The sequence below is a fragment of the Pluralibacter sp. genome (assembly GCF_019237635.1).
Lineage (GTDB): Bacteria > Pseudomonadota > Gammaproteobacteria > Enterobacterales > Enterobacteriaceae > Enterobacter_B.
In genome coordinates, this window is record NZ_JAFAGS010000138.1 from 1 (window position 1) to 21,102 (window position 21,102).

Annotated in this window: 19 protein-coding genes; 13 read left to right on the top strand and 6 right to left on the bottom strand. The window is 56.4% G+C overall.

The annotated features are described in order from the left end of the window. The 3 genes from yieE to cirA all read left to right on the top strand — a co-directional run. The coding region (gene yieE / locus JO226_RS15965; RefSeq protein WP_293602523.1) for a DNA-binding transcriptional regulator YeiE at positions 1-814 on the top strand (814 nt) is incomplete at its 5' end. Positions 815-961: 147 nt separating this feature from the next. After that, on the top strand, positions 962-2,431 hold the full coding sequence (locus tag JO226_RS15970) for an amino acid permease (protein WP_293602524.1): 1,470 nt from the start codon (positions 962-964) through the stop codon (positions 2,429-2,431). A 299-nt stretch (positions 2,432-2,730) separates the two neighbouring features. Then, entirely contained in the window at positions 2,731-4,695 is a 1,965-nt protein-coding gene (gene cirA, locus JO226_RS15975; protein WP_293602525.1) for a catecholate siderophore receptor CirA, read from the top strand. A 36-nt stretch (positions 4,696-4,731) separates the two neighbouring features. Here the strand turns inward: cirA and fghA are convergent, their stop codons facing one another. Next, complete coding sequence (gene fghA / locus JO226_RS15980) at positions 4,732-5,568, bottom strand: S-formylglutathione hydrolase (protein ID WP_293602526.1); 837 nt, start codon at positions 5,566-5,568, stop codon at positions 4,732-4,734. A gap of 140 nt (positions 5,569-5,708) precedes the next feature. Here fghA and JO226_RS15985 point away from each other — a divergent pair, with 140 nt between their 5' ends. The 7 genes from JO226_RS15985 (at position 5,709) to mglC (ending at position 13,914) form a co-directional block, all read left to right on the top strand. Next, positions 5,709-6,857, top strand: a complete 1,149-nt coding sequence (locus tag JO226_RS15985) for a YbfB/YjiJ family MFS transporter (protein ID WP_293602527.1) — start codon at positions 5,709-5,711, stop codon at positions 6,855-6,857. 103 nt (positions 6,858-6,960) lie between these two features. Next, entirely contained in the window at positions 6,961-7,629 is a 669-nt protein-coding gene (gene folE, locus JO226_RS15990; RefSeq protein ID WP_293602528.1) for a GTP cyclohydrolase I FolE, read from the top strand. A gap of 22 nt (positions 7,630-7,651) precedes the next feature. Continuing rightward, positions 7,652-8,809, top strand: a complete 1,158-nt coding sequence (yeiB, locus tag JO226_RS15995; RefSeq protein WP_293602529.1) for a DUF418 domain-containing protein YeiB — start codon at positions 7,652-7,654, stop codon at positions 8,807-8,809. Positions 8,810-8,964: 155 nt separating this feature from the next. Beyond that, entirely contained in the window at positions 8,965-9,987 is a 1,023-nt protein-coding gene (gene galS / locus JO226_RS16000) for an HTH-type transcriptional regulator GalS (protein ID WP_293602530.1), read from the top strand. A gap of 283 nt (positions 9,988-10,270) precedes the next feature. After that, on the top strand, positions 10,271-11,269 hold the full coding sequence (mglB, locus tag JO226_RS16005) for a galactose/glucose ABC transporter substrate-binding protein MglB (protein WP_293602531.1): 999 nt from the start codon (positions 10,271-10,273) through the stop codon (positions 11,267-11,269). Between the two features lie 98 nt (positions 11,270-11,367). Beyond that, complete coding sequence (gene mglA / locus JO226_RS16010) at positions 11,368-12,888, top strand: galactose/methyl galactoside ABC transporter ATP-binding protein MglA (protein WP_293602532.1); 1,521 nt, start codon at positions 11,368-11,370, stop codon at positions 12,886-12,888. Positions 12,889-12,903: 15 nt separating this feature from the next. Continuing rightward, a complete protein-coding gene (gene mglC, locus JO226_RS16015) occupies positions 12,904-13,914 on the top strand; it encodes a galactose/methyl galactoside ABC transporter permease MglC (RefSeq protein WP_293602533.1) in 1,011 nt (336 codons plus the stop codon). 44 nt (positions 13,915-13,958) lie between these two features. Here the strand turns inward: mglC and sanA are convergent, their stop codons facing one another. From sanA to JO226_RS16035, 4 genes are all read right to left on the bottom strand, one after another. Continuing rightward, positions 13,959-14,675, bottom strand: coding sequence for an outer membrane permeability protein SanA (gene sanA / locus JO226_RS16020; RefSeq protein WP_293602534.1), 717 nt, complete (start codon positions 14,673-14,675; stop codon positions 13,959-13,961). A gap of 122 nt (positions 14,676-14,797) precedes the next feature. Next, positions 14,798-15,682: a cytidine deaminase gene (cdd, locus tag JO226_RS16025; RefSeq protein WP_293602535.1), complete on the bottom strand. Its 885-nt coding sequence runs from the start codon at positions 15,680-15,682 to the stop codon at positions 14,798-14,800. Between the two features lie 124 nt (positions 15,683-15,806). Further along, positions 15,807-16,502: a CidB/LrgB family autolysis modulator gene (locus tag JO226_RS16030; RefSeq protein ID WP_293602536.1), complete on the bottom strand. Its 696-nt coding sequence runs from the start codon at positions 16,500-16,502 to the stop codon at positions 15,807-15,809. Then, positions 16,499-16,897, bottom strand: a complete 399-nt coding sequence (locus JO226_RS16035) for a CidA/LrgA family protein (RefSeq protein ID WP_293602537.1) — start codon at positions 16,895-16,897, stop codon at positions 16,499-16,501. The genes JO226_RS16030 and JO226_RS16035 overlap by 4 nt, the downstream gene beginning before the upstream one ends. Positions 16,898-17,089: 192 nt before the next feature. Between JO226_RS16035 and dusC the strand changes: the two genes are divergently transcribed. Then, the gene (dusC, locus tag JO226_RS16040; RefSeq protein WP_293602538.1) at positions 17,090-18,046 is read left to right on the top strand and encodes a tRNA dihydrouridine(16) synthase DusC; all 957 of its coding nucleotides are present in this window, start codon (positions 17,090-17,092) and stop codon (positions 18,044-18,046) included. Between the two features lie 95 nt (positions 18,047-18,141). Further along, positions 18,142-19,587: a multidrug resistance outer membrane protein MdtQ gene (mdtQ, locus tag JO226_RS16045; protein WP_293602539.1), complete on the top strand. Its 1,446-nt coding sequence runs from the start codon at positions 18,142-18,144 to the stop codon at positions 19,585-19,587. Positions 19,588-19,623: 36 nt separating this feature from the next. Here mdtQ and JO226_RS16050 read toward each other — a convergent pair whose 3' ends face one another. Then, complete coding sequence (locus JO226_RS16050; protein ID WP_293602540.1) at positions 19,624-20,208, bottom strand: DedA family protein; 585 nt, start codon at positions 20,206-20,208, stop codon at positions 19,624-19,626. Between the two features lie 172 nt (positions 20,209-20,380). On the opposite strand from JO226_RS16050, the gene JO226_RS16055 reads away from it, so the two are divergent. Beyond that, positions 20,381-20,968: a Yip1 family protein gene (locus tag JO226_RS16055; RefSeq protein ID WP_293602541.1), complete on the top strand. Its 588-nt coding sequence runs from the start codon at positions 20,381-20,383 to the stop codon at positions 20,966-20,968. Positions 20,969-21,102: the final 134 nt, after the last annotated feature.

A 21,102-nucleotide genomic window follows, 5' to 3' on the forward strand; every position in this document is an offset into this window, starting at 1 on the left:
TTCAACGACGCAGGCCTCGCAGATGCTGGCGCTGTCGCAGTCGGCGGTCAGCGCCGCGCTGACCGATCTTGAAGGTCAGCTCGGCGTTCAGCTTTTCGACCGCGTCGGCAAACGTCTGGTGGTCAACGAGCATGGGCGGCTGTTGTATCCGCGCGCGCTGGCGATGCTGGAGCAGGGCAATGAAATCGAGCAGTTGTTTCGCGAAGACAACGGCGCGCTGCGGGTCTATGCCAGCAGTACCATCGGCAACTATATCCTGCCGGAGGTTATCGCCCGTTACCGCCGCGACTTCCCGACGTTGCCGCTTGAGCTGAGCGTTGGCAATAGCCAGGACGTTATCAATGCAGTGGCGGATTTCCGGGTTGATATCGGTCTGATCGAAGGACCGTGTCATGCGGCGGAAATTGTGGCGGAGCCCTGGCTTGAGGATGAGCTGGTGGTGTTTGCCGCGCCAGGCTCGTCGTTGCTGGAAGGGGAGGTGACGCTGGCAACGCTGGCGGCGGCACCCTGGATCCTGCGCGAGCGCGGTTCCGGCACGCGGGAAATCGTTGATTACCTGTTGCTTTCCCACCTTCCGGAGTTTCATTTGGGCATGGAGCTGGGTAATTCAGAGGCCATCAAGCATGCGGTGCGTCATGGCCTCGGGATCAGTTGCTTGTCGCGGCGAGTGATTGCTGAACAGCTCGACAGCGGGGCGCTGGTCGAGATACAGGTCCCGCTGCCTGGCCTGACGCGTATGATGTGGTGTATCCGCCATCGACAAAAGCATGTGTCGAATTCCATGCAGCGTTTTTTACGTTACTGCAACATTTAAGCGACAAAGCTAACCTTACCTGTAAGGTGTTTACTTATAATTTGCGCTTAATCATGAAGCTCTCTTATAACAGCGTATTTCTGCCGGAAGGACGGGTTATCGTCTGCTACAATCGCGCCTCATTTTTTGGATGGACAGTATTTTCCCATGGTTTCCGAAATTAAAACCACAGAAGCGCCCACGCTACGTCGTGAACTTAAGGCGCGTCACCTGACGATGATCGCCATTGGCGGTTCTATCGGTACAGGATTATTTGTTGCCTCAGGGGCAACGATTTCACAGGCGGGTCCGGGCGGCGCGCTGTTTTCTTATATTCTGATCGGTCTGATGGTGTACTTCCTGATGACCAGCCTTGGCGAACTGGCGGCATTTATGCCGGTATCCGGTTCTTTTGCGACCTATGGCCAGAATTACGTTGAAGAAGGTTTCGGTTTCGCACTGGGCTGGAATTACTGGTACAACTGGGCGGTGACTATCGCCGTTGACCTCGTCGCCGCGCAGCTGGTGATGAGCTGGTGGTTCCCTGATGCTCCGGGCTGGATCTGGAGTGCGCTGTTCCTTGGCCTTATCTTCCTGCTGAACTACATCTCCGTTAAAGGGTTTGGCGAAGCGGAATACTGGTTCTCGCTGATTAAAGTCGCCACGGTCATTATTTTCATCATCGTCGGCGTAATGATGATTCTCGGCATCTTTAAGGGGTCGCAGCCGGTGGGCTGGAGTAACTGGACGACAGGCGATGCGCCGTTTGCCGGGGGCTTTGCGGCAATGATAGGCGTGGCGATGATCGTCGGTTTCTCCTTCCAGGGCACCGAGCTGATTGGTATCGCCGCCGGCGAATCCGAAGATCCGGAAAAGAACATTCCGCGCGCGGTGCGCCAGGTGTTCTGGCGAATCCTGCTGTTCTATGTGTTCGCAATTCTGATTATCAGCCTGATCATTCCGTATACCGATCCGAGCCTGCTGCGTAACGATGTCAAAGATATCTCCGTCAGCCCGTTCACGCTGGTGTTCGAGAATGCCGGTCTGCTCTCTGCGGCGGCGGTGATGAACGCGGTTATCCTGACGGCGGTGCTGTCGGCGGGTAACTCCGGGATGTACGCCTCTACCCGTATGCTCTACACCCTGGCCTGCGACGGCAAAGCGCCGCGCATTTTCGCTAAACTGTCCCGCGGCGGCGTACCGCGTAACGCGCTGTATGCCACGACGGTGATTGCGATGCTGTGCTTCCTGACCTCGATGTTTGGCAACCAGACCGTTTACCTGTGGCTGTTGAACACCTCCGGGATGACGGGCTTTATCGCCTGGCTGGGCATCGCGATTAGCCATTACCGTTTCCGTCGCGGCTACGTGATGCAGGGACACGACCTGAACAATCTGCCGTATCGTTCCGGGTTCTTCCCGCTGGGGCCGATTTTCGCCTTCGTGCTGTGCCTGATTATCACCCTCGGCCAGAACTACGAAGCGTTCCTCAAGGACACCATCGACTGGGGCGGCGTCGCGGCGACTTATATTGGTATCCCGCTGTTCCTGGTTATCTGGTTTGGCTACAAGCTGGTGAAAGGGACCCGTTTCGTTCGCTATAGCGAGATGCATTTCCCGGAACGCTTTAAGCAGTAATCCAGACCGACTTTCCCGCAAAACCCTCCATCGAGAGGGTTTTTTTGTTATGTCTGAAATGTAAATCAGACATATTTTATAATAATTAAATTGATAATTGTTATCATTATCTTTATCATTTTTGCCAATTTCAGGATGAAGCCACTCTCCGCATCTTGTTCGAGGAATGCAACGAGCAAGGATGACCGACCAGCCACATCTGCACAAACCTAAAACAGCCACGTCTGCCGCAAAAGGCGGGCGGATAAGCATGTGAGTTTTTTCTTTCTTTGTTTGTTTTTACCTCATGGAGATATGGAATGTTCAGGTTAAACCCTTTGGTTCGGGGCGGATTGTGCGTATCCGTAATATCGCTGGCGCTACCGGTTGTTGCGGCAGCTGACAGCGATACGATGGTGGTCACCGCCGCCGCGACGGAACAGAGTGTGAAGGATGCGCCTGCGAGCATTAGCGTCATTACGCAACAGGATTTACAGCGTCGTCCGGTGCAGAATTTGAAAGATGTGCTGCGGGATGTTCCCGGCGTACAGCTCACTAATGAAGGCGATAACCGTAAAGGCGTCAGCCTGCGCGGCCTCGACAGCAGCTATACCCTGATTCTGGTGGACGGCAAGCGCGTGAACTCCCGCAATGCGGTGTTCCGTCATAACGATTTCGATCTGAACTGGATCCCGGTTGACGCCATTGAACGCATCGAAGTGGTGCGTGGGCCGATGTCCTCGCTGTACGGTTCCGACGCCCTGGGCGGGGTGGTCAATATCATCACCAAAAAGATGGGTCAGCAGTGGCACAGTTCGATGACGGCGGATGCCACCGTGCAGGAGCACCGCGATCGCGGCGACACCTGGAACGGCCAGTTCTTCACCAGCGGCCCGCTGATTGACGGCCTGCTCGGCGTGAAGGCCTACGGCAACCTCTCGAAACGTGACAAAGACGATCAGCAAAAGTCCAGCACCACCGCCTCCGGCGAAACGCCGCGCATTGAAGGCTTCACCAGCCGGGACGCCAACGTCGAATTCGCCTGGATGCCGAATGAAAACCACGATATTACCGCAGGTTATGGTTTTGACCGTCAGGACAGGGATTCCGATTCACTGGATCAAAATCGCCTTGAGCGGCAGAACTACTCTGTGTCGCACAATGGCCGCTGGGATGTCGGCAACAGCGAGCTTAAGTTTTACGGCGAAAAAGTGGATAACAAAAACCCGTCGCAGGCCGGTACGATCACCTCCGAAAGCAACTCCGTCGACGGTAAATATGTTCTGCCGCTGGGGATGATTAACCAGTTGCTGACGTTCGGCGGCGAATGGCGTCACGACACGCTTAAAGATCCGGTAAATCTTCAGGGCAGCGGTAAGACTTCCGCCAGCCAGTATGCGCTGTTCGTTGAGGATGAATGGCGTATTTTCGAACTGCTGGCGCTGACCACCGGCGTGCGTATGGATGACCACGAAACCTACGGCGACCACTGGAGCCCGCGGGCTTACCTCGTCTATAACGCCACCGACACGCTGACGGTGAAAGGCGGCTGGGCGAATGCGTTTAAAGCGCCATCGCTGCTGGAATTAAGCCCGGACTGGACCACCGGCTCTTGCCGAGGCGCCTGTGAAATCGTTGGTAATCCGAACCTGAAACCGGAAACCAGCGAGAACTATGAGCTGGGGTTGTACTACGCCGGGGAAGAGGGCTGGTTAGATGGCGTGCAGGGTAGCATCACGACCTTCCAGAACAACGTGGATGACCGTATCAGCATCAGCCGTACGGCGAAGGTGAAGGATGCGAAGAACTACCCGAACTACGTGGGGCTCAACGCCGACGGCGAGCCGATTTTCCGCTACTACAACGTGAATAAAGCGCGTATTCGCGGCGTGGAAACCGAGCTGAAAGTTCCGGTTGCCGAAGACTGGAAGGTCACGCTGAACTACACCTATAACGATGGCCGGGACCTGAGCAACGGTGGCAACAAACCGCTGTCCGAGCTGCCGTTCCACACGGCAAACGGCACTGTGGACTGGCAGGCGGCCGAGGACTGGTCATTCTACGTACAGGCCAACTATACCGGCGAGCAGCGGGCGAAAGTGGACGGCGGCCCGACGCCGGGCGGCTATGTTATCTGGAACAGCGGCGCTGCGTGGCAGGTGACTAAAAACGTGAAGGTGAGGGGGGGCGTATTGAACTTTACCGATAAAGATCTCAACCGTGACGACTACAGCTACACCGAAGACGGGCGCCGTTACTTTATGGCGCTGGACTATCGCTTCTGAGGGTATCCCCTCTCGCGCAACGAGAGGGGGAGCGACCTACGCCCGCAAATGCTCCGCATGGAAGCGGAGATGATCCTCAATAAAGCTCGCGATGAACCAGTAACTGTGGTCGAAGTCTGGCTGGATGCGCAGCGTCAACGGCCACTGGACCTGGCGCGCCGCTTCGGCGAGTACCGCGGGTTGTAGCTGTTCGGCCAGAAACCTGTCGTTATCCCCTTGGTCGATAAGCATCGCGATGGCGTGCTCAGGCAGGCTTGCGCGCATCAATGCGCAGCTATCCCATTCCAGCCAGCGGGCCGGGTCATCACCGAGATACGCGCGAAACGCTTTCTGTCCCCACGGAACCTGCGCCGGATTTACTATCGGCGCAAAGGCGGAAACGCTGGCATAGCGACCCGGATTTTTCAGGGCCAGCAACAGCGCGCCGTGGCCGCCCATTGAATGTCCCGAAATGGCGCAGCGCGCCGCGACGGTAAAATTGTTGTTCACCACCTGCGGCAGTTCGTCGCGAAGATAGTCATACATCCGGTAATGCGCGGCCCAGGGGGCTTCGGTCGCGTTGAGGTAAAAACCTGCGCCTTTGCCGAGATCGTAAGCCGGATCGTCGGCCACCGCATCGCCGCGTGGGCTGGTATCCGGCATCACCAGGACAATGCCCAGCTCTGCGGCGACGCGCTGCGCGCCCGCCTTGGTGGCAAAATTTTCGTCAGTACAGGTCAGCCCGGACAGCCAGTACAGCACCGGCGGTGGGTTATCATCGCGCGGCGGCGGTAAAAAAATGCTGAACGTCATGGCGCAGTTCAGGGTGGTGGAGTCGTGCTGCCAGCGTTGCTGCCAGCCTCCAAAACAGCGGTGCTCTTCGAGCAGTTCCATGCAAGGCCCCCGGTTCGATGAATGAAAATGCGTTGGTTCATCATACAGATAATTCATGAGCGGTGAGTAACTTTCACTTCCGCATTCTGTTTACATGTTGCATCATAAATATAACTTTATGTTAACGATCAGGGGTTGTCATGGCGCTGCGCATTGCGCTCTGCGGGTTCACTATGCTGGTGGTGGTCATGGGGATTGGCCGGTTTGCATTCACCCCCCAGGTGCCGCTGATGATCGCCGAGGGCCAGGTGACGCTGACTACCGCAGGTCTGGTCGCCGCGATGAACTATCTTGGCTATCTGCTCGGCGCCTGGGATGCGATGCGCGCCCATCGTAGGGTGGAAGGGCGGCTGTATGTCGGGCTCTTCGGCGCTGTGGCGCTGACTCTGCTTTCCGCCGTGGTGGATAATGCCTGGCTGCACGGCTTGCTGCGCCTGGCTCTCGGCTGCATGAGCGGATGGGGGATGGTGCTGACGGCGGCCTGGACCAATGAACAACTTGCCCATGCCGGAAAGCCTGGCTTAAGCGCCGCCGTTTTCGCGGGTCCCGGCGCGGGTATCGCCGTGAGCGGTCTTCTGGCGGTGTATATCCATTCCCATGCCCTGAGCGCCTCCTCCGGATGGCTGCTTTATGGCCTGCTGGCGCTGTTGCTGATTGCGTTTATCTCCCGCTGGCTGCCGCGCCCGGGAGACTTGCACCGCCCCGACGTTAAGCCGGAGCCGCTGCATCTGACCAGCAACCTGAAACGGCTGGTCTGGAGTTACAGCCTGGCGGGCTATGGTTATATTCTGCCCGCGACATTTTTATCACAAATGGCGACGGCGCGTTTTCCCGGCAGCGCGTTTGCCCAGTTCGCCTGGCCGATATTCGGTGCGGCGGCGGTTGTCGGGATTGCGCTCAGTATCGCGCTGCGCCATGTCGGACACAGCTACCAACGACTGGCTATTGTGCTGTGGCTACAGGCGGCTGGCGTGCTGGCGGCCTGGCTGATGCCGGGAATGAGCGGGCTGGTGACGGGCGCGCTGTTGGTCGGCGGCGGTTTTCTCTGTGCGGTACAGCTCTCTTTACTTTATGGTCGCGAGCTGGCGCCGCGACATACCCGCTATATGGCGGGGCTGTTGACCACCGGTTATGCCATCGGGCAACTGGTGGGGCCAATGACCTCGGCGCTGTCGACAGGGTTGACCCAGCGTCTGGAGCCTGCACTGGGGATCGCGGCGCTGGCCCTGCTGGCAGGCGGTGCGCTGGTCTGGCGACCTGCCGTTGAAAGGCAGCAGCAATTACAATAATTATCGATGCGAATACTGGATTCTGTGCGCCGCCTCACGCACAATGAGTAGACACTTTGCTCCCTGAAGAGCAGAGGTCGCCACACCTGCAGGAGAAAATAATATGTCATCACTGAGTAAAGAAGCCGCTCTCGTTCATGAGGCCCTGGTTGCTCGTGGCCTGGAAACGCCGCTGCGCCCTTCCGCCATTGAGTCGGATAACGAAACGCGCAAACGGCTGATTGCGGGTCATATGACCGAAATCATGCAACTGCTGAATCTTGATCTCAGCGACGACAGCCTGATGGAGACGCCTCATCGCATCGCAAAAATGTACGTTGATGAGATTTTCTCTGGTCTCGACTACGCCAATTTCCCCAAAATTACCGTCATCGAAAACAAGATGAAGGTGGATGAAATGGTCACGGTGCGTGATATCACCCTCACCAGCACCTGCGAGCACCATTTTGTGACTATCGATGGTCAAGCGACGGTGGCCTATATTCCGAAAGAGTCCGTTATCGGTCTGTCGAAAATCAACCGTATCGTCCAGTTCTTCGCCCAGCGTCCGCAGGTGCAGGAGCGCCTCACCCAGCAGGTTCTGGTGGCATTGCAGACGCTGCTTGGCACCAACAACGTGGCGGTCTCCATCGATGCGGTGCATTACTGCGTGAAAGCGCGCGGTATTCGCGATGCGACCAGCGCAACCACCACCACTTCGCTGGGCGGTCTGTTTAAATCGAGTCAGAACACCCGCCAGGAGTTCCTGCGCGCTGTACGTCATCACAACTAATTTCGTGCAGAGCAGGGGAAACATGGAGAGAAACGTCACGCTCGATTTCGTTCGCGGCGTGGCTATCCTTGGGATCCTGCTGCTCAATATCACCGCCTTCGGTTTGCCGAAGGCGGCCTACCTCAACCCGGCCTGGTACGGCGAAATCACCCGCCGCGATGCCTGGACCTGGGCCATTCTCGACCTGTTTGCGCAGGTGAAATTCCTCACGTTGTTCGCGCTGCTGTTTGGCGCCGGGCTGCAGATGCTGCTGGCGCGCGGTAAGCGCTGGATCCAGTCGCGTATTTCGCTGCTGGCAATTCTCGGTTTTTGCCATGCGCTGTTCCTCTGGGATGGCGACATCCTGCTGGCCTACGCGCTGGTGGGGCTGGTGTGCTGGCGGATGGTGCGCGATGCGCAAAACGTCAAATCCTTGTTCAACACCGGCGCGCTGCTGTACCTGATGGGGGTTGGCGTATTGCTGCTGTTAGGCATGATTTCCGGGACGGCGACGAACCGATCGTGGGTGCCGGATGCCGCGAACCTGCAGTATGAACAGTTCTGGAAATTTACCGGCGGCGCGGAGGCCATCAGCAACCGCGCGGATATGCTCTCCGATAACCTGCTGGCGCTCGGCGCCCAGTACGGCTGGCAATTGGCCGGGATGATGCTGATGGGGGCGGCGCTGATGCGCAGCGGCTGGTTGAAAGGGCAGTTCAGCCTGCGCCATTACCGGCAAACGGGAGCGCTGCTGGTGGTGGTCGGCATGTTGATAAACCTGCCGGCGGTTATCGCCCAATGGCGGCTCGGCTGGGATTATCGCTGGTGCGCGTTTCTGCTACAGGCGCCGCGTGAGCTTTCCGCACCGTTTCAGACTATCGGCTATGCCGCGCTGGCGTACGGTTTCTGGCCGCAAATCTGCGGCTTGCGTCTTGTCGGGGCTATCGCCTGCGTGGGGCGGATGGCGTTGTCGAACTATTTGCTGCAAACGTTAATTTGCACAACGCTGTTCTATCGGTTTGATTTATTCATGAAATTCGACCGTTTCTCGTTGTTAGCTTTCGTTCCGGCCGTGTGGCTGGTCAACGTGCTCTTTTCGGTTATCTGGCTGCGCTACTGGCGACAGGGCCCCGTGGAGTGGGTATGGCGGCAATTAACCGCACATGCTTCGGGGAAATCACTTTCCAGAACATCCAGATAACGATCTGGATCACAATCATTAACAAAACGGATGTAACCGTTTCCATCCTTGTGAGCTTCTTCACGTAGTGCATACCGACTCGCTGCCAGAATAGCTTCCTTGCTAAACACAGGGGGTGACTGTGAGTTACTGCAATTATCAACAGGTTGGTGGCTATGATCACCATTCGTGACGTGGCTCGCCAGGCGGGCGTTTCCGTCGCAACCGTCTCCAGGGTGCTGAACGACAGCCCGCTGGTAAGCCCTGAAACCCGCGATACGGTAATGAAAGCTGTATCCGCGTTGGGTTACCGACCAAACGCCAATGCGCAGGCGCTGGCGACGCAGGTTAGCGATACCATCGGCGTGGTGGTGATGGACGTCTCCGATGCCTTTTTCGGCGCGCTGGTGAAGGCGGTGGATACCGTTGCCCAGCAGTTTCAGAAAAATGTGCTTATCGGCAACAGCTACCACGAGGCGGAGAAAGAGCGTAATGCCATCGAAGTACTGATACGGCAACGCTGCAATGCCTTGATTGTTCACTCAAAAGCGCTGAGCGACGCCGAACTTTCCGCCTTTATGGCACATATTCCCGGCATGGTGCTGATTAACCGTATTATTCCGGGATACGCCCATCGCTGCGTTGGGCTTGATAACGTCAGCGGCGCGATGATGGCAACCCGAATGCTGCTCAACCAGGGGCATCAACGCATCGGCTACCTCTCGTCCAGCCACCGCATTGAAGATGACGTTATGCGCCGTGAAGGGTGGAAACGGGCCCTGAGCGAGCAGGGTATTATCGCGCCTGACAGCTGGGTTGGCACCGGCACGCCGGATTTACAGGGCGGCGAAGCGGCGATGGTGGAGTTGCTCGGGCGCAACCTGGGGTTAACGGCAGTCTTTGCCTACAATGACAATATGGCGGCCGGGGCGCTGACAACGCTGAAGGATAACGGGATTGCGGTGCCGCAGCATTTGTCGCTGATTGGTTTTGACGATATTCCGATTGCCCGTTACACCGATCCGCAGCTGACGACCGTGCGCTATCCCATCGTTTCCATGGCGAAGCTGGCGACGGAGCTGGCGCTGATGGGCGCGGCGGGTAAGCTGGATGCCAGCGCCAGTCACTGCTTTATGCCGACGCTGGTGCGCCGCCATTCGGTCGCCCAGCGGCAATCTGTGGGGCCGATCACTAACTAACGATGCAGCGGAATGTAACCGCTTTCAATCTGTGAGTAAATTCACAGTATCTTAACATTGCGCTGGCTATGATGGCAGCGTTTGTAAGGCTGAAACGCTATGTAACGGTGAATAATCACTTTTTGTATAGCCACAGCGCGCTGAGCAATCATTTAAACGCACTTCGGGAGCGTTACCGAACACGGAAGAACGTATTTTTATAAATTTACTTCGGCGGTCAGTAACAACCCTTTAACGTTTCGCCCGCCGATAAACTACCCTGCATAATAAAACCGGAGATACCATGAATAAGAAGGTGTTAACCCTGTCTGCTCTGATGGCCAGCATGTTTTTCGGTGCCACTGCACATGCTGCTGACACGCGTATCGGTGTGACAATCTACAAATATGACGACAACTTTATGTCTGTCGTGCGTAAGGCAATTGAGAAAGACGCAAAAACGTCGCCGGACGTACAGCTGCTGATGAACGACTCCCAGAACGACCAGTCCAAGCAAAACGATCAGATTGACGTGCTGCTGGCGAAGGGCGTGAAAGCACTGGCTATCAACCTGGTTGACCCGGCTGCTGCGGGCACTGTGATTGAAAAAGCCCGCGCGCAGAACGTGCCGGTGGTGTTCTTCAACAAAGAGCCTTCCCGTAAAGCGCTGGACAGCTATGACAAAGCGTTCTACGTGGGCACCGACTCCAAAGAATCCGGTATTATCCAGGGCGACCTGATCGCCAAGCACTGGGAAGCGAACAAGAGCTGGGATCTGAACAAAGACGGCGAAATCCAGTACGTTCTGCTGAAAGGCGAACCCGGCCATCCAGATGCGGAAGCGCGTACTACCTACGTTATCAAAGAGCTGAACAACAAAGGCATCAAGACTCAGCAGCTGCAAATGGATACCGCAATGTGGGATACCGCGCAGGCTAAAGACAAAATGGATGCCTGGCTCTCCGGCCCGAACGCGAACAAAATCGAAGTGGTTATCGCCAACAACGACGCAATGGCAATGGGTGCTGTAGAAGCGCTGAAAGCGCACAACAAGTCCAGCATTCCTGTGTTCGGCGTTGACGCCCTGCCGGAAGCGCTGGCGCTGGTGAAATCTGGCGCGATGGCCGGTACCGTGCTGAACGATGCGAACAACCAGGCGAAAGCGACCTTCGATCTGGCGAAAAACCTGGCGGCGGGTAAAGAGCCAGCCGCAGGAACTGAATGGAAAATTGACAACAAAGTTGTCCGTATTCCTTACGTTGGCGTTGATAAAGACAACCTGGCGCAGTTCATCGGTAAATAATATTCAGGGCGCCTTTTGGCGCCCGCTGTACTGCAATAATGACTTAATCCCGTGCTGGATGTTCAGCACGGGCAACACTCGCGCAGCCAGGGTTAACTATGGTCAGCAATAAAACAGAATCGTCCGGTGAATTCTTGTTGGAAATGAGTAACATCAACAAATCATTTCCCGGCGTAAAAGCGCTCGATAATGTTAATTTAAAGGTGCGTCCTCACTCCATTCACGCCTTAATGGGGGAGAACGGCGCCGGTAAATCAACGTTATTAAAATGCCTGTTTGGAATCTATCAAAAAGATTCCGGTAGTATTATTTTTCAGGGAAAAGAGATCGATTTTCATTCTGCGAAAGAAGCATTAGAAAATGGGATTTCCATGGTGCACCAGGAACTTAACCTGGTATTACAGCGGTCGGTGATGGACAACATGTGGCTGGGACGTTATCCCACCAAAGGGATGTTTGTCGATCAGGAAAGGATGTACCGCGACACCAAAGCGATTTTTGACGAGTTGGATATCGATATCGACCCGCGCGCGCGCGTTGGTACGCTTTCCGTCTCGCAAATGCAGATGATTGAAATAGCTAAAGCGTTCTCCTATAACGCCAAAATCGTTATTATGGATGAACCGACCTCGTCTTTAACGGAAAAAGAGGTCAACCATCTGTTTAAAATTATCCGTAAGCTGAAAGATCGCGGCTGCGGCATCGTCTATATCTCCCACAAAATGGAAGAGATCTTCCAGTTGTGCGATGAAATTACCATCCTGCGCGACGGCCAGTGGATTGCCACCCAGCCGCTGGAAGGCCTGGATATGGATAAAATCATCGCCATGATGGTAGGACGTTCGCTTAACCAGCGCTTCCCGGATAAGCAAAATACGCCCGGGGAAGTGATTCTCGAAGTGCGCAACCTGACGTCGCTGCGCCAGCCTTCCATTCGCGATATCTCCTTTGACCTGCATAAAGGCGAAATTCTGGGGATTGCCGGTCTGGTGGGGGCGAAGCGTACCGATATCGTCGAAACCCTGTTTGGCATCCGTGAAAAATCGGATGGCACCATTACGCTGCACGGTAAAAAAATTAATAACCATAACGCCAACGAAGCGATTAACCACGGCTTTGCGCTGGTGACCGAAGAGCGTCGTTCGACTGGTATTTACGCTTACCTTGATATCAGTTTCAACTCGTTGATTTCTAATATCCGCAACTACAAGGGCAAAACCGGGTTACTCGATAACTCCCGCATGAAGAGCGATACCCAGTGGGTGATTGACTCCATGCGGGTAAAAACGCCTGGCCACCGCACGCAAATTGGTTCGCTTTCCGGCGGTAACCAACAAAAAGTGATCATTGGCCGCTGGCTGCTGACCCAACCGGAAATTCTGATGCTCGATGAACCGACGCGCGGTATTGACGTTGGCGCTAAGTTTGAAATTTACCAGCTCATCGCCGAACTGGCGAAGAAAGGAAAAGGGATCATTATTATTTCCTCCGAGATGCCGGAGCTGCTTGGGATCACTGACCGTATTCTGGTAATGAGCAATGGCCTTGTCGCTGGAATTGTTGAAACGAAAACCACAACGCAGAACGAAATTTTACGTCTTGCGTCTTTGCACCTTTAAGATCAGGGGCTCCAAATGAGTGCGTTAAATAAAAAAAGTTTTCTCACTTATCTGAAAGAAGGCGGTATCTACGTTGTTCTTTTAGTGTTGCTGGCCATTATTATTTTCCAGGACCCCACGTTCTTAAGTCTGCTGAACTTGAGTAACATCCTGACCCAATCGTCAGTACGTATCATCATCGCTTTAGGCGTTGCCGGGCTTATCGTCACCCAGGGGACGGACCTGTCCGCCGGTCGTCAGGTCGGCCTGGCGGCGGTTATCGCCGCTACGTTGCTGCAATCTGTGGAGAACGCCAACAAGGTATTCCCGGAGATGGCGACCATGCCGATTCCGCTGGTTATCCTGATTGTTTGCGCTATCGGCGCCATCATCGGTCTGGTTAACGGGATTATCATCGCCTACCTTAACGTGACGCCGTTTATCACGACGCTGGGTACGATGATTATCGTGTACGGTATTAACTCCCTGTACTACGACTTCGTGGGGGCATCGCCGATTTCCGGGTTCGACTCGCACTTCTCGACCTTCGCGCAAGGGTTTATTGCGCTCGGCGGGTTCCGCTTGTCCTACATCACCTTCTATGCGCTTATCGCCATCGTGTTCGTGTGGATCCTGTGGAACAAAACCCGCTTTGGTAAAAACATCTTCGCTATCGGCGGCAACCCGGAAGCGGCGAAAGTCTCCGGCGTTAACGTGGCGCTGAACCTGCTGATGATTTATGCCCTGTCCGGTGTGTTCTACGCCTTCGGCGGGATGCTGGAAGCCGGTCGTATCGGCTCAGCGACCAACAACCTCGGCTTTATGTACGAACTGGATGCGATTGCCGCCTGCGTGGTGGGTGGGGTGTCCTTTAGCGGCGGTGTTGGTACGGTTATCGGCGTGGTGACCGGTGTTATCATCTTTACCGTTATCAACTACGGTCTGACTTATATCGGCGTGAACCCGTACTGGCAGTATATTATTAAAGGGGCCATCATTATCTTCGCGGTAGCGCTGGATTCCCTGAAGTACGCTCGTAAGAAGTAATCCTCCCTGTAGCGACCAAACCCGCTGTGAGAACAGCGGGTTTTTTAATTGTTCTTTTTCTGGATATCCAGCAGTTGCTCCGGCGTAACGGCCGGGTACCCCTGCGCATCGTCAGGCACTTCGTGCTGGGCCGGGATTGGCACCAGCGGCCCGAGGAAGCGGGGTTCGCGCTTGAACAGGTAGAGATCCGCCAGCGCGCCGAAACGGGCGCCGAACTCGCGAATACGCACGCTCAGCATATCTTTCGGCGAAGGCACCGCGTAGCACTGCGCCTGAATGCCCATGTGCAGGGCGATAAACAGCGCGCGCTCGCAGTGAAAGCGCTGGGTAATAATAATGAAATCGTTGGTATCGAAGACCTTGCGCGTGCGAACGATAGAGTCCAGCGTGCGAAAGCCCGCGTAGTCGAGCACGATATCGGCGGGATCGACGCCAGCGGCGATCAGATCCTTACGCATGGTCATCGGCTCGTTGTAGCTCTGTAGCGCGTTGTCGCCGCTCAGCAGCAGATAGTTCACCTTGCCGCTGTTGTAGGCGTTCAGCGCCCCCTGAATGCGGTAGCGGTAATACTGGTTAATCACGCCGGTGCGGTAGTACTTGGCGGTACCCAGCACCACGCCAACCTGGCGGTAGGGCAGGTCCTGCAGTTCGTCATAAATATAGGGCGCGGTTTTCCAGCTCATCCAGCGGTCCAGGCCAAGAACGGTCAACAGCAGCAGGCCGATAAGGACTAACAGGCTGTACAACACGCGCTTTAACATGAACTTGACTCGGTGATGGGAAAGGATTTATTCAGGCTACTTTACCCGCCGGGTAAGAGCAAGAAACAGCGGACCAATTGCGGGGTTTTTCATCAGGCGGGCCGTGCGGCCCACCGGAGAAATCAGGCAAGCAGCGTGCGGTCGATGTTATGGCAACCCAGCGCTTTCAGCGTGGCCGCGGTGGCGTCCCACTGGATAAGCGGCGCATCGGCGCGTTCCGCCAGAATAGCGCGCTGAATGTCCGGATAGTCGTAACCGTTGAGGCTTAGCAGGTTCAGCGCGCCTTGCAGCGGCGGCAACGTCGGGTTGAATGCCGCGTTTTCAGCGTAGCTGCCGGTAAAGATAGTCCCGTCGCGGCACTCCAGCGCCACGCCTGACGGCGACTGGCTGTACGGCATGTGGCACTTGTTTGCCGCGCCGATCGCCGCCTGGGTGAGGGCGTCACCTTCCAGCGCATAGCCGTGATCCTGCGGGTCCATCAGCAGCGTTTTGATCTCAAGATCTTTCGGGCCGAAGGCGTCCGGCAAATAGTCCTGCAGTGTATGCGGCGCGCGACCCGGCAGGTTAATGCGCAGCGCCAGCCCGCTGTTCAGTTCATTCATAAACTGACGACAGTGGCCGCAGGGGGTGTAGTTGACGGTAATCGCTTTCAGCGACGCTTCGCCGCGCAGCCAGGCATGGCTGATGGCGCTCTGCTCTGCGTGGACGGTCTGCTGCATGGTGGCGCCGATAAATTCCATATTACCGCCGAAATACCAGGTGCCGCTGACGCCGCGGGCGATGGCGCCGACGTTAAAATGCGACAGGTCGGCACGGGCGCAGGCCGCCGCCAGGGGGAGCAGTGCGAAGGCCAGCGCGTCTTCGTCCAGTCCCGTCGCCGTTTGCAGTTGCGAGACCAGGCCTACGCTTAACATGGCGGGGAAATGACGATCGGCCAGCACGGGGGCGAGGGCTGATTGCAGTTCCGCACTGAGTTGCGTGAAAGCAGCGTGAAAACGTGGATGCATGGCATTGCCTCATAGCAGTGTAAGGAACCGTAGTTTACGGACCGATCTCACATCATTGTGTGATCTAAATCTCACTGATAATGCAACTTATGAAAATTATATGAAAAATGTGTGATGTGTCGCGTTATCCCACCACCGCCAGAATGATCGGAAACAGAAACGGCGCTACCAGCGAGGTAATGATCCCGCAGATGACCAGCGCCAGCGAGCTGAACGCCCCTTCCTGATAGTCCAGCTCCGCACAGCGGGCGGTGCCCAGCGCATGCGACGCGGTTCCCATCGCCAGACCGCGCGCGGCTTTCGTCCGGATGCGCATCAGGTTCAGCAGGGTGTGGCCAAACACAGCGCCGAGGATACCGACGAAAATCACGCAGACGGCGCTGATGGCCGGGATCCCGCCGAGGCTGCCGCCGACGGCCATGGCAATCGGCGTGGTCACCGATTTCGGCAAAATGGACGCCGCTATCTGCGGCGACGCGCCCATCAGCAGCGCCACGGTGGTGCCCGTTACCATTGCGACCACGCTGCCAAAGAAGCAGATAGTAATAATAGACTTCCAGCGGGCGCGGATCTGGTGCAACTGCTCATATAAAGGATAGGCCAGCGCCACCACGGCGGGCTGCAGCAGATCGTTGAGGATTTTGCTGCCCTGGAAATAGTGGTCGTACGGAATGCCGGTCAGCAGCAGGAAAGGAATAATGATCACCATCGCCACCAGCAGCGGGTTGAGCAGCGGCATTTTAAAGCGCGCGGCCAGCCTGCGGGCGGCGAAAAATACCAGCAGCGTTAACGGTAAGGACCACCAGATGTACTGCATCATTGTTTTGTCCCTTTTTGACCAACGACTTTACGTTCTCCGTGCACCAGATGGGAGCTCCAGCTAACGACCAGAAAGACGATCAGCGTGCTGACGGCGCAGGAGACGATGACCGGGCCGAACTGCGCGCGCAGCAGATCGAAATACTGCATCACGCCGACGCCGATGGGCACAAACAGCAGGGCCATATAGCGAATCAGCACGTAGCAGCCGGGGTTCACCCATTTAGCGGGCAGGATTTGCAGCGCCAGTAGCACAAACAGGATCAGCATCCCGATGATACTGCCGGGAATGGCGATCGGCAGCAGGGAGGCGAGAAAGATACCGGCATACAGGCATGCGTAAATCAGCACGAACGCGCGTAGATACTGCCAGAGAATATTCAGTGATTTGATCATGGTGATAATCCTTGATGGAACAAATTCATCATACAATTAAAGCCGGAAATGTGCCACCGATCACATCATGAATTCTGGGCATACTCACCATTCCTTCCAGCAACATGCAGTATGAAAGGTATCGTCCAGAAAGGCTTCATTCCTGAGCGCAACAACGCTACCATAGCGCCTCTTTTTTCTCCGGGGTTTGACATGCGTGTTTTACTGGCGCCGATGGAAGGCGTGCTCGATGCACTGGTGCGTGAGCTGCTGACTGAGGTGAATGATTACGACCTGTGCATCACCGAATTCTTGCGGGTGGTGGATAAACTGCTGCCAGCGAAATCGTTCTACCGGCTCTGTCCGGAGCTTCAGCGCCAGAGTCGCACCTCATCCGGAACCCTGGTTCGCGTACAGCTGCTGGGGCAGTACCCGCAGTGGCTGGCGGAAAATGCCGCCCGTGCCGTCGAGCTTGGCTCCTGGGGCGTTGATTTAAACTGCGGTTGTCCGTCGAAAGTGGTGAACGGCAGCGGCGGCGGGGCGACGCTGCTGAAAGATCCGGAGCTGATCTACCGCGGCGCGAAGGCGATGCGTGAAGCCGTGCCTGCGCACCTGCCGGTGACGGTGAAAATCCGTCTTGGCTGGGACAGCGCAGAGCGCCAGTTTGAGATTGCCGACGCCGTCCAGCAGGCGGGGGCGACGGAGCTGGTGGTGCATGGCCGCACCAAGGAAGATGGCTATAAGGCCGAGCGCATCAACTGGCAGGCCATTGGCGACATCCGCCAGCGCCTGTCGATTCCGGTCGTGGCAAACGGTGAAATCTGGGACTGGCAGAGCGCGCAGGACTGCATGGCGGCGACCGGTTGCGATGCGGTGATGATCGGCCGCGGCGCGCTCAATATTCCGAACCTCAGCCGGGTGGTGAAGTACAACGCACCGCGCATGCCGTGGCCTGACGTCATGACGCTGTTGCAGAAATACAGCCGTCTGGAAAAGCAGGGGGATACCGGCCTGTACCATGTGGCCCGCATCAAGCAGTGGCTGGGGTATTTGCGTAAAGAGTATGCGCAGGCGTCCACGCTGTTTACCACCATCCGCACGCTGGGAGATTCGGCGTCGATAGCCCAGGCTATCGAGCAGTACGCCAGCATCGTACAGGCGCAGCGCTAAGGCGGTAGGGAACTGGCTTAGTGCCACGCTTTACTAAACACCCAATCGCGTTTTCACTATATGATACCTGTTCATCCCGTTAACAGATTTGCGAAATGAAACATAACGTTATTCTTTCTGCCGCGATCGGTTTGTCGCTGACCACCTTGCTTTCTGCGTGCGCGCCGTCCCATGAGACGGGGGCACCTTTATCAAAACAACTTCCCGCCTCGCATGTGGATAACCGCTTGCCGACGGCGTTGCAAAACGGCTGGCCGCAAAGTCACTGGTGGCAGGATTATCATGACGCGCAATTAAACGGATTAATTGAGCAGGCCCTCAGCAACGCGCCGGATATGCAGGTGGCGATGCAGCGAATTAAGCTCGCCGAAGCGCAGGCGCGAATGACCGAGGCGCAAGGCGGCCCGGAAGTGGATTTCGGCGCGGATATCGAGCGGCAAAAAATGTCGGCGGAAGGGTTGATGGGGCCGTTTGCTACCACCGATCCGGCGCAGGGCACCACGGGCCCGTGGTACACCAACGGCACCTTTGGCCTGACGGCAGGGTGGGATCTCGACCTGTGGGGGAAACACCGTGCGGAGGTGCAGTCGCGCATCGGCGTGCAGAAAGCCCGCTCGGCGGAGCTGGCGCAAACCCGTCAGTTGCTTGCCAGCAGCGTGGCGCGACTTTACTGGGAATGGCAGACCGAAGCGGCGGTAAAACAGGTATTGCTCCAGGTGAAGCGCGAGCAGAACAATATTATCTCCGTGGATAAAGAGCTCTATTCCCACGGCATTACCTCGTCGGTTGAAGGCGCAAAAAATGATATCAACGTCAGCAAAACCGAGCAGCAGCTGACTCAGGTCTCCGGCAATATGAAGGAGATAGAGGCCCGCCTGATGGCGCTGGTGAATAAGCAGGGAGCCTCGCTCAATCTGCGCCAGACGCCGCTGCCGGTCGTGAAGACGCAGATGCCGGCAAGCCTCGGCTATGAGCTGCTTGCCCGTCGCCCTGACCTGCAGGCGGGACACTGGTATATTCAGTCGTCGATGAGTGAAGTCGACGCGGCGAAAGCGGCGTTCTACCCGGATATCAACCTGATGGCATTCCTGCAGCAGGATGCGCTGCACTTAAGCGACCTGTTCCGTAATTCGGCGCAGCAAATGGGCGTAACCGCAGGTTTAACGCTGCCGATTTTTGACAGCGGCCGCCTGAACGCTAACCTCGATATCGCCGACGCCCAGCGCGATCTGTCGGTCGCGAACTACAACAAGGCAGTGGTCGACGCGGTTAACCAGGTTGCCAGGAGCGCAAGCCAGGTGGAGACGCTGATGGATAAGAACCAGCAGCAGCAACTGGTGCTCAAAGATGCCGGTAGAGTGGTATCACAGGCGCAGGCGCGAATGCAGGCCGGTATTCTCTCCGGTTCGGAGGTCAGCCTCGTGAAACTGCCGTCGTTGCAGGAGCAAATCAACGCGCTGCAGCTGCAAGGGCAGTGGGTAGATGCCAGCATCCAACTGACCTCGGCGTTAGGCGGCGGCTACCACCACCCGCAGTCGTGACCCTGACCATCGCGGCCTCCCGTTCGGGGGGCCCGCTTAAGGCGTTTCATCGTCATCGGCTTTGCGTTTGTCGCGGCGTTTAAGCCATATCCGCACTGCCAGCACCGCCGCCGCCACGATAATCAGCCATGCCCAGCGTTTAATATGCTGATCGAGATGGTGTAGCCACGGTCCAATCACTTCACCCCCCAGATAGCCCAGGGTGGTAAACAGCAGCGCCCAGATGAAAGCGCCGAAAATATTGAGCGGGAAAAAGATCCGCGGCGGCAGTTTGCTGGCGCCGATCAGTACCGGGCCGACGACGCGAAAACCGTACATAAAACGGGTGCCAATCACAAACAGGTAGGGGTGACGCTGAATAAGCCGCTGCGCCGAGCGGATTTTGCGCTTATAGCGGGAAAAACGCCTCAGCACCCGTCCGCCGAAATGACGCCCCAGCAGGAATAGCACCTGATCGCCAATCATGCCGCCCAACGCCACGGAGGCCACCACCAGCCAGAATCGTAGCAGCCCCTGATGCGCCGCCAGGCCGCCCAGAAGCGTCATGGTTTCACCTTCTGCTACCGCACCTACCAGCAGCGCCGCATAGCCATACTGGCTTATGAGACTATTGATATCCATACGAAATATGTATCTCCCTGCATCAGAACAACGTTAAGCATACACGCAGGACGGGCAATACGCAGTTCCCCTGTGCGTCAGCAGGCCACTCTTTTTCGGCGTGTATAAAAAATAATCTTCAGCCTGCATTATACTAAGTATGTGTTCTACGAAGCCGTAACGAGGGGGCTCTATGAACCATGTCTGGGGACTTTTCTCCCATCCCGATCGGGAAATGCACGTCATTCAGGGCGAGAATGAAACCGTGTCGCACCATTATACCCACCATGTTCTGGTGATGGCGGCGGTGCCGGTCATTTGCGCGTTCATCGGGACGACGCAGATTGGCTGGAGCTTTGGTGACGGTGTGGTTATCAAATTGTCCATGTTCACCGGGTTGGCGCTGGCGGTAATGTTTTATGCGCTGATGCTGGCCGGGGTGGCCGTCATGGGGCGCGTTATCTGGTGGATGGCGCGAAATTATCCACAACGTCCGTCGCTTAAACGCTGCATGGTGTTTGCCGGCTATATTGCGACGCCCATGTTCATGAGCGGCATCGTTGCGCTGTACCCGCTGGTCTGGCTTTGCGCCCTGGTGGGGACGATAGCGCTGTGCTACACCGGTTATCTGCTCTACCTTGGCATTCCTACCTTCCTGAGCATTAGCCGCGAAGAGGGGCTGAGTTTTGCCAGTTCAACGCTCGCCATTGGCGTGCTGGTCCTTGAAGTGCTTTTGGCGATGACCGTGGTTTTGTGGGGCTATGGTTACCGCTTGTTCTAAGTTTACACATTGCTGGCGCTGATATTTCAGGCGCCAGCAATGCAGCATTTACTCACGATTATCTGGTGGCGAAAACGAGGCCCGGCGGGGTATGATGCCGGGAGCCGCGTTATTCCTTTCGGAACTCAACGTCC

What these genes read in the sequence shown, in the direction of transcription:
- JO226_RS15970 (WP_293602524.1), top strand. Translation starts at nt 962, where the DNA reads ATGGTTTCCGAAATTAAAACCACAGAAGCGCCCACGCTACGTCGTGAA.
- cirA (WP_293602525.1), top strand. Translation starts at nt 2,731, where the DNA reads ATGTTCAGGTTAAACCCTTTGGTTCGGGGCGGATTGTGCGTATCCGTA.
- fghA (WP_293602526.1), bottom strand. Translation starts at nt 5,568, where the DNA reads ATGGAACTGCTCGAAGAGCACCGCTGTTTTGGAGGCTGGCAGCAACGC.
- JO226_RS15985 (WP_293602527.1), top strand. Translation starts at nt 5,709, where the DNA reads ATGGCGCTGCGCATTGCGCTCTGCGGGTTCACTATGCTGGTGGTGGTC.
- folE (WP_293602528.1), top strand. Translation starts at nt 6,961, where the DNA reads ATGTCATCACTGAGTAAAGAAGCCGCTCTCGTTCATGAGGCCCTGGTT.
- yeiB (WP_293602529.1), top strand. Translation starts at nt 7,652, where the DNA reads ATGGAGAGAAACGTCACGCTCGATTTCGTTCGCGGCGTGGCTATCCTT.
- galS (WP_293602530.1), top strand. Translation starts at nt 8,965, where the DNA reads ATGATCACCATTCGTGACGTGGCTCGCCAGGCGGGCGTTTCCGTCGCA.
- mglB (WP_293602531.1), top strand. Translation starts at nt 10,271, where the DNA reads ATGAATAAGAAGGTGTTAACCCTGTCTGCTCTGATGGCCAGCATGTTT.
- mglA (WP_293602532.1), top strand. Translation starts at nt 11,368, where the DNA reads ATGGTCAGCAATAAAACAGAATCGTCCGGTGAATTCTTGTTGGAAATG.
- mglC (WP_293602533.1), top strand. Translation starts at nt 12,904, where the DNA reads ATGAGTGCGTTAAATAAAAAAAGTTTTCTCACTTATCTGAAAGAAGGC.
- sanA (WP_293602534.1), bottom strand. Translation starts at nt 14,675, where the DNA reads ATGTTAAAGCGCGTGTTGTACAGCCTGTTAGTCCTTATCGGCCTGCTG.
- cdd (WP_293602535.1), bottom strand. Translation starts at nt 15,682, where the DNA reads ATGCATCCACGTTTTCACGCTGCTTTCACGCAACTCAGTGCGGAACTG.
- JO226_RS16030 (WP_293602536.1), bottom strand. Translation starts at nt 16,502, where the DNA reads ATGATGCAGTACATCTGGTGGTCCTTACCGTTAACGCTGCTGGTATTT.
- JO226_RS16035 (WP_293602537.1), bottom strand. Translation starts at nt 16,897, where the DNA reads ATGATCAAATCACTGAATATTCTCTGGCAGTATCTACGCGCGTTCGTG.
- dusC (WP_293602538.1), top strand. Translation starts at nt 17,090, where the DNA reads ATGCGTGTTTTACTGGCGCCGATGGAAGGCGTGCTCGATGCACTGGTG.
- mdtQ (WP_293602539.1), top strand. Translation starts at nt 18,142, where the DNA reads ATGAAACATAACGTTATTCTTTCTGCCGCGATCGGTTTGTCGCTGACC.
- JO226_RS16050 (WP_293602540.1), bottom strand. Translation starts at nt 20,208, where the DNA reads ATGGATATCAATAGTCTCATAAGCCAGTATGGCTATGCGGCGCTGCTG.
- JO226_RS16055 (WP_293602541.1), top strand. Translation starts at nt 20,381, where the DNA reads ATGAACCATGTCTGGGGACTTTTCTCCCATCCCGATCGGGAAATGCAC.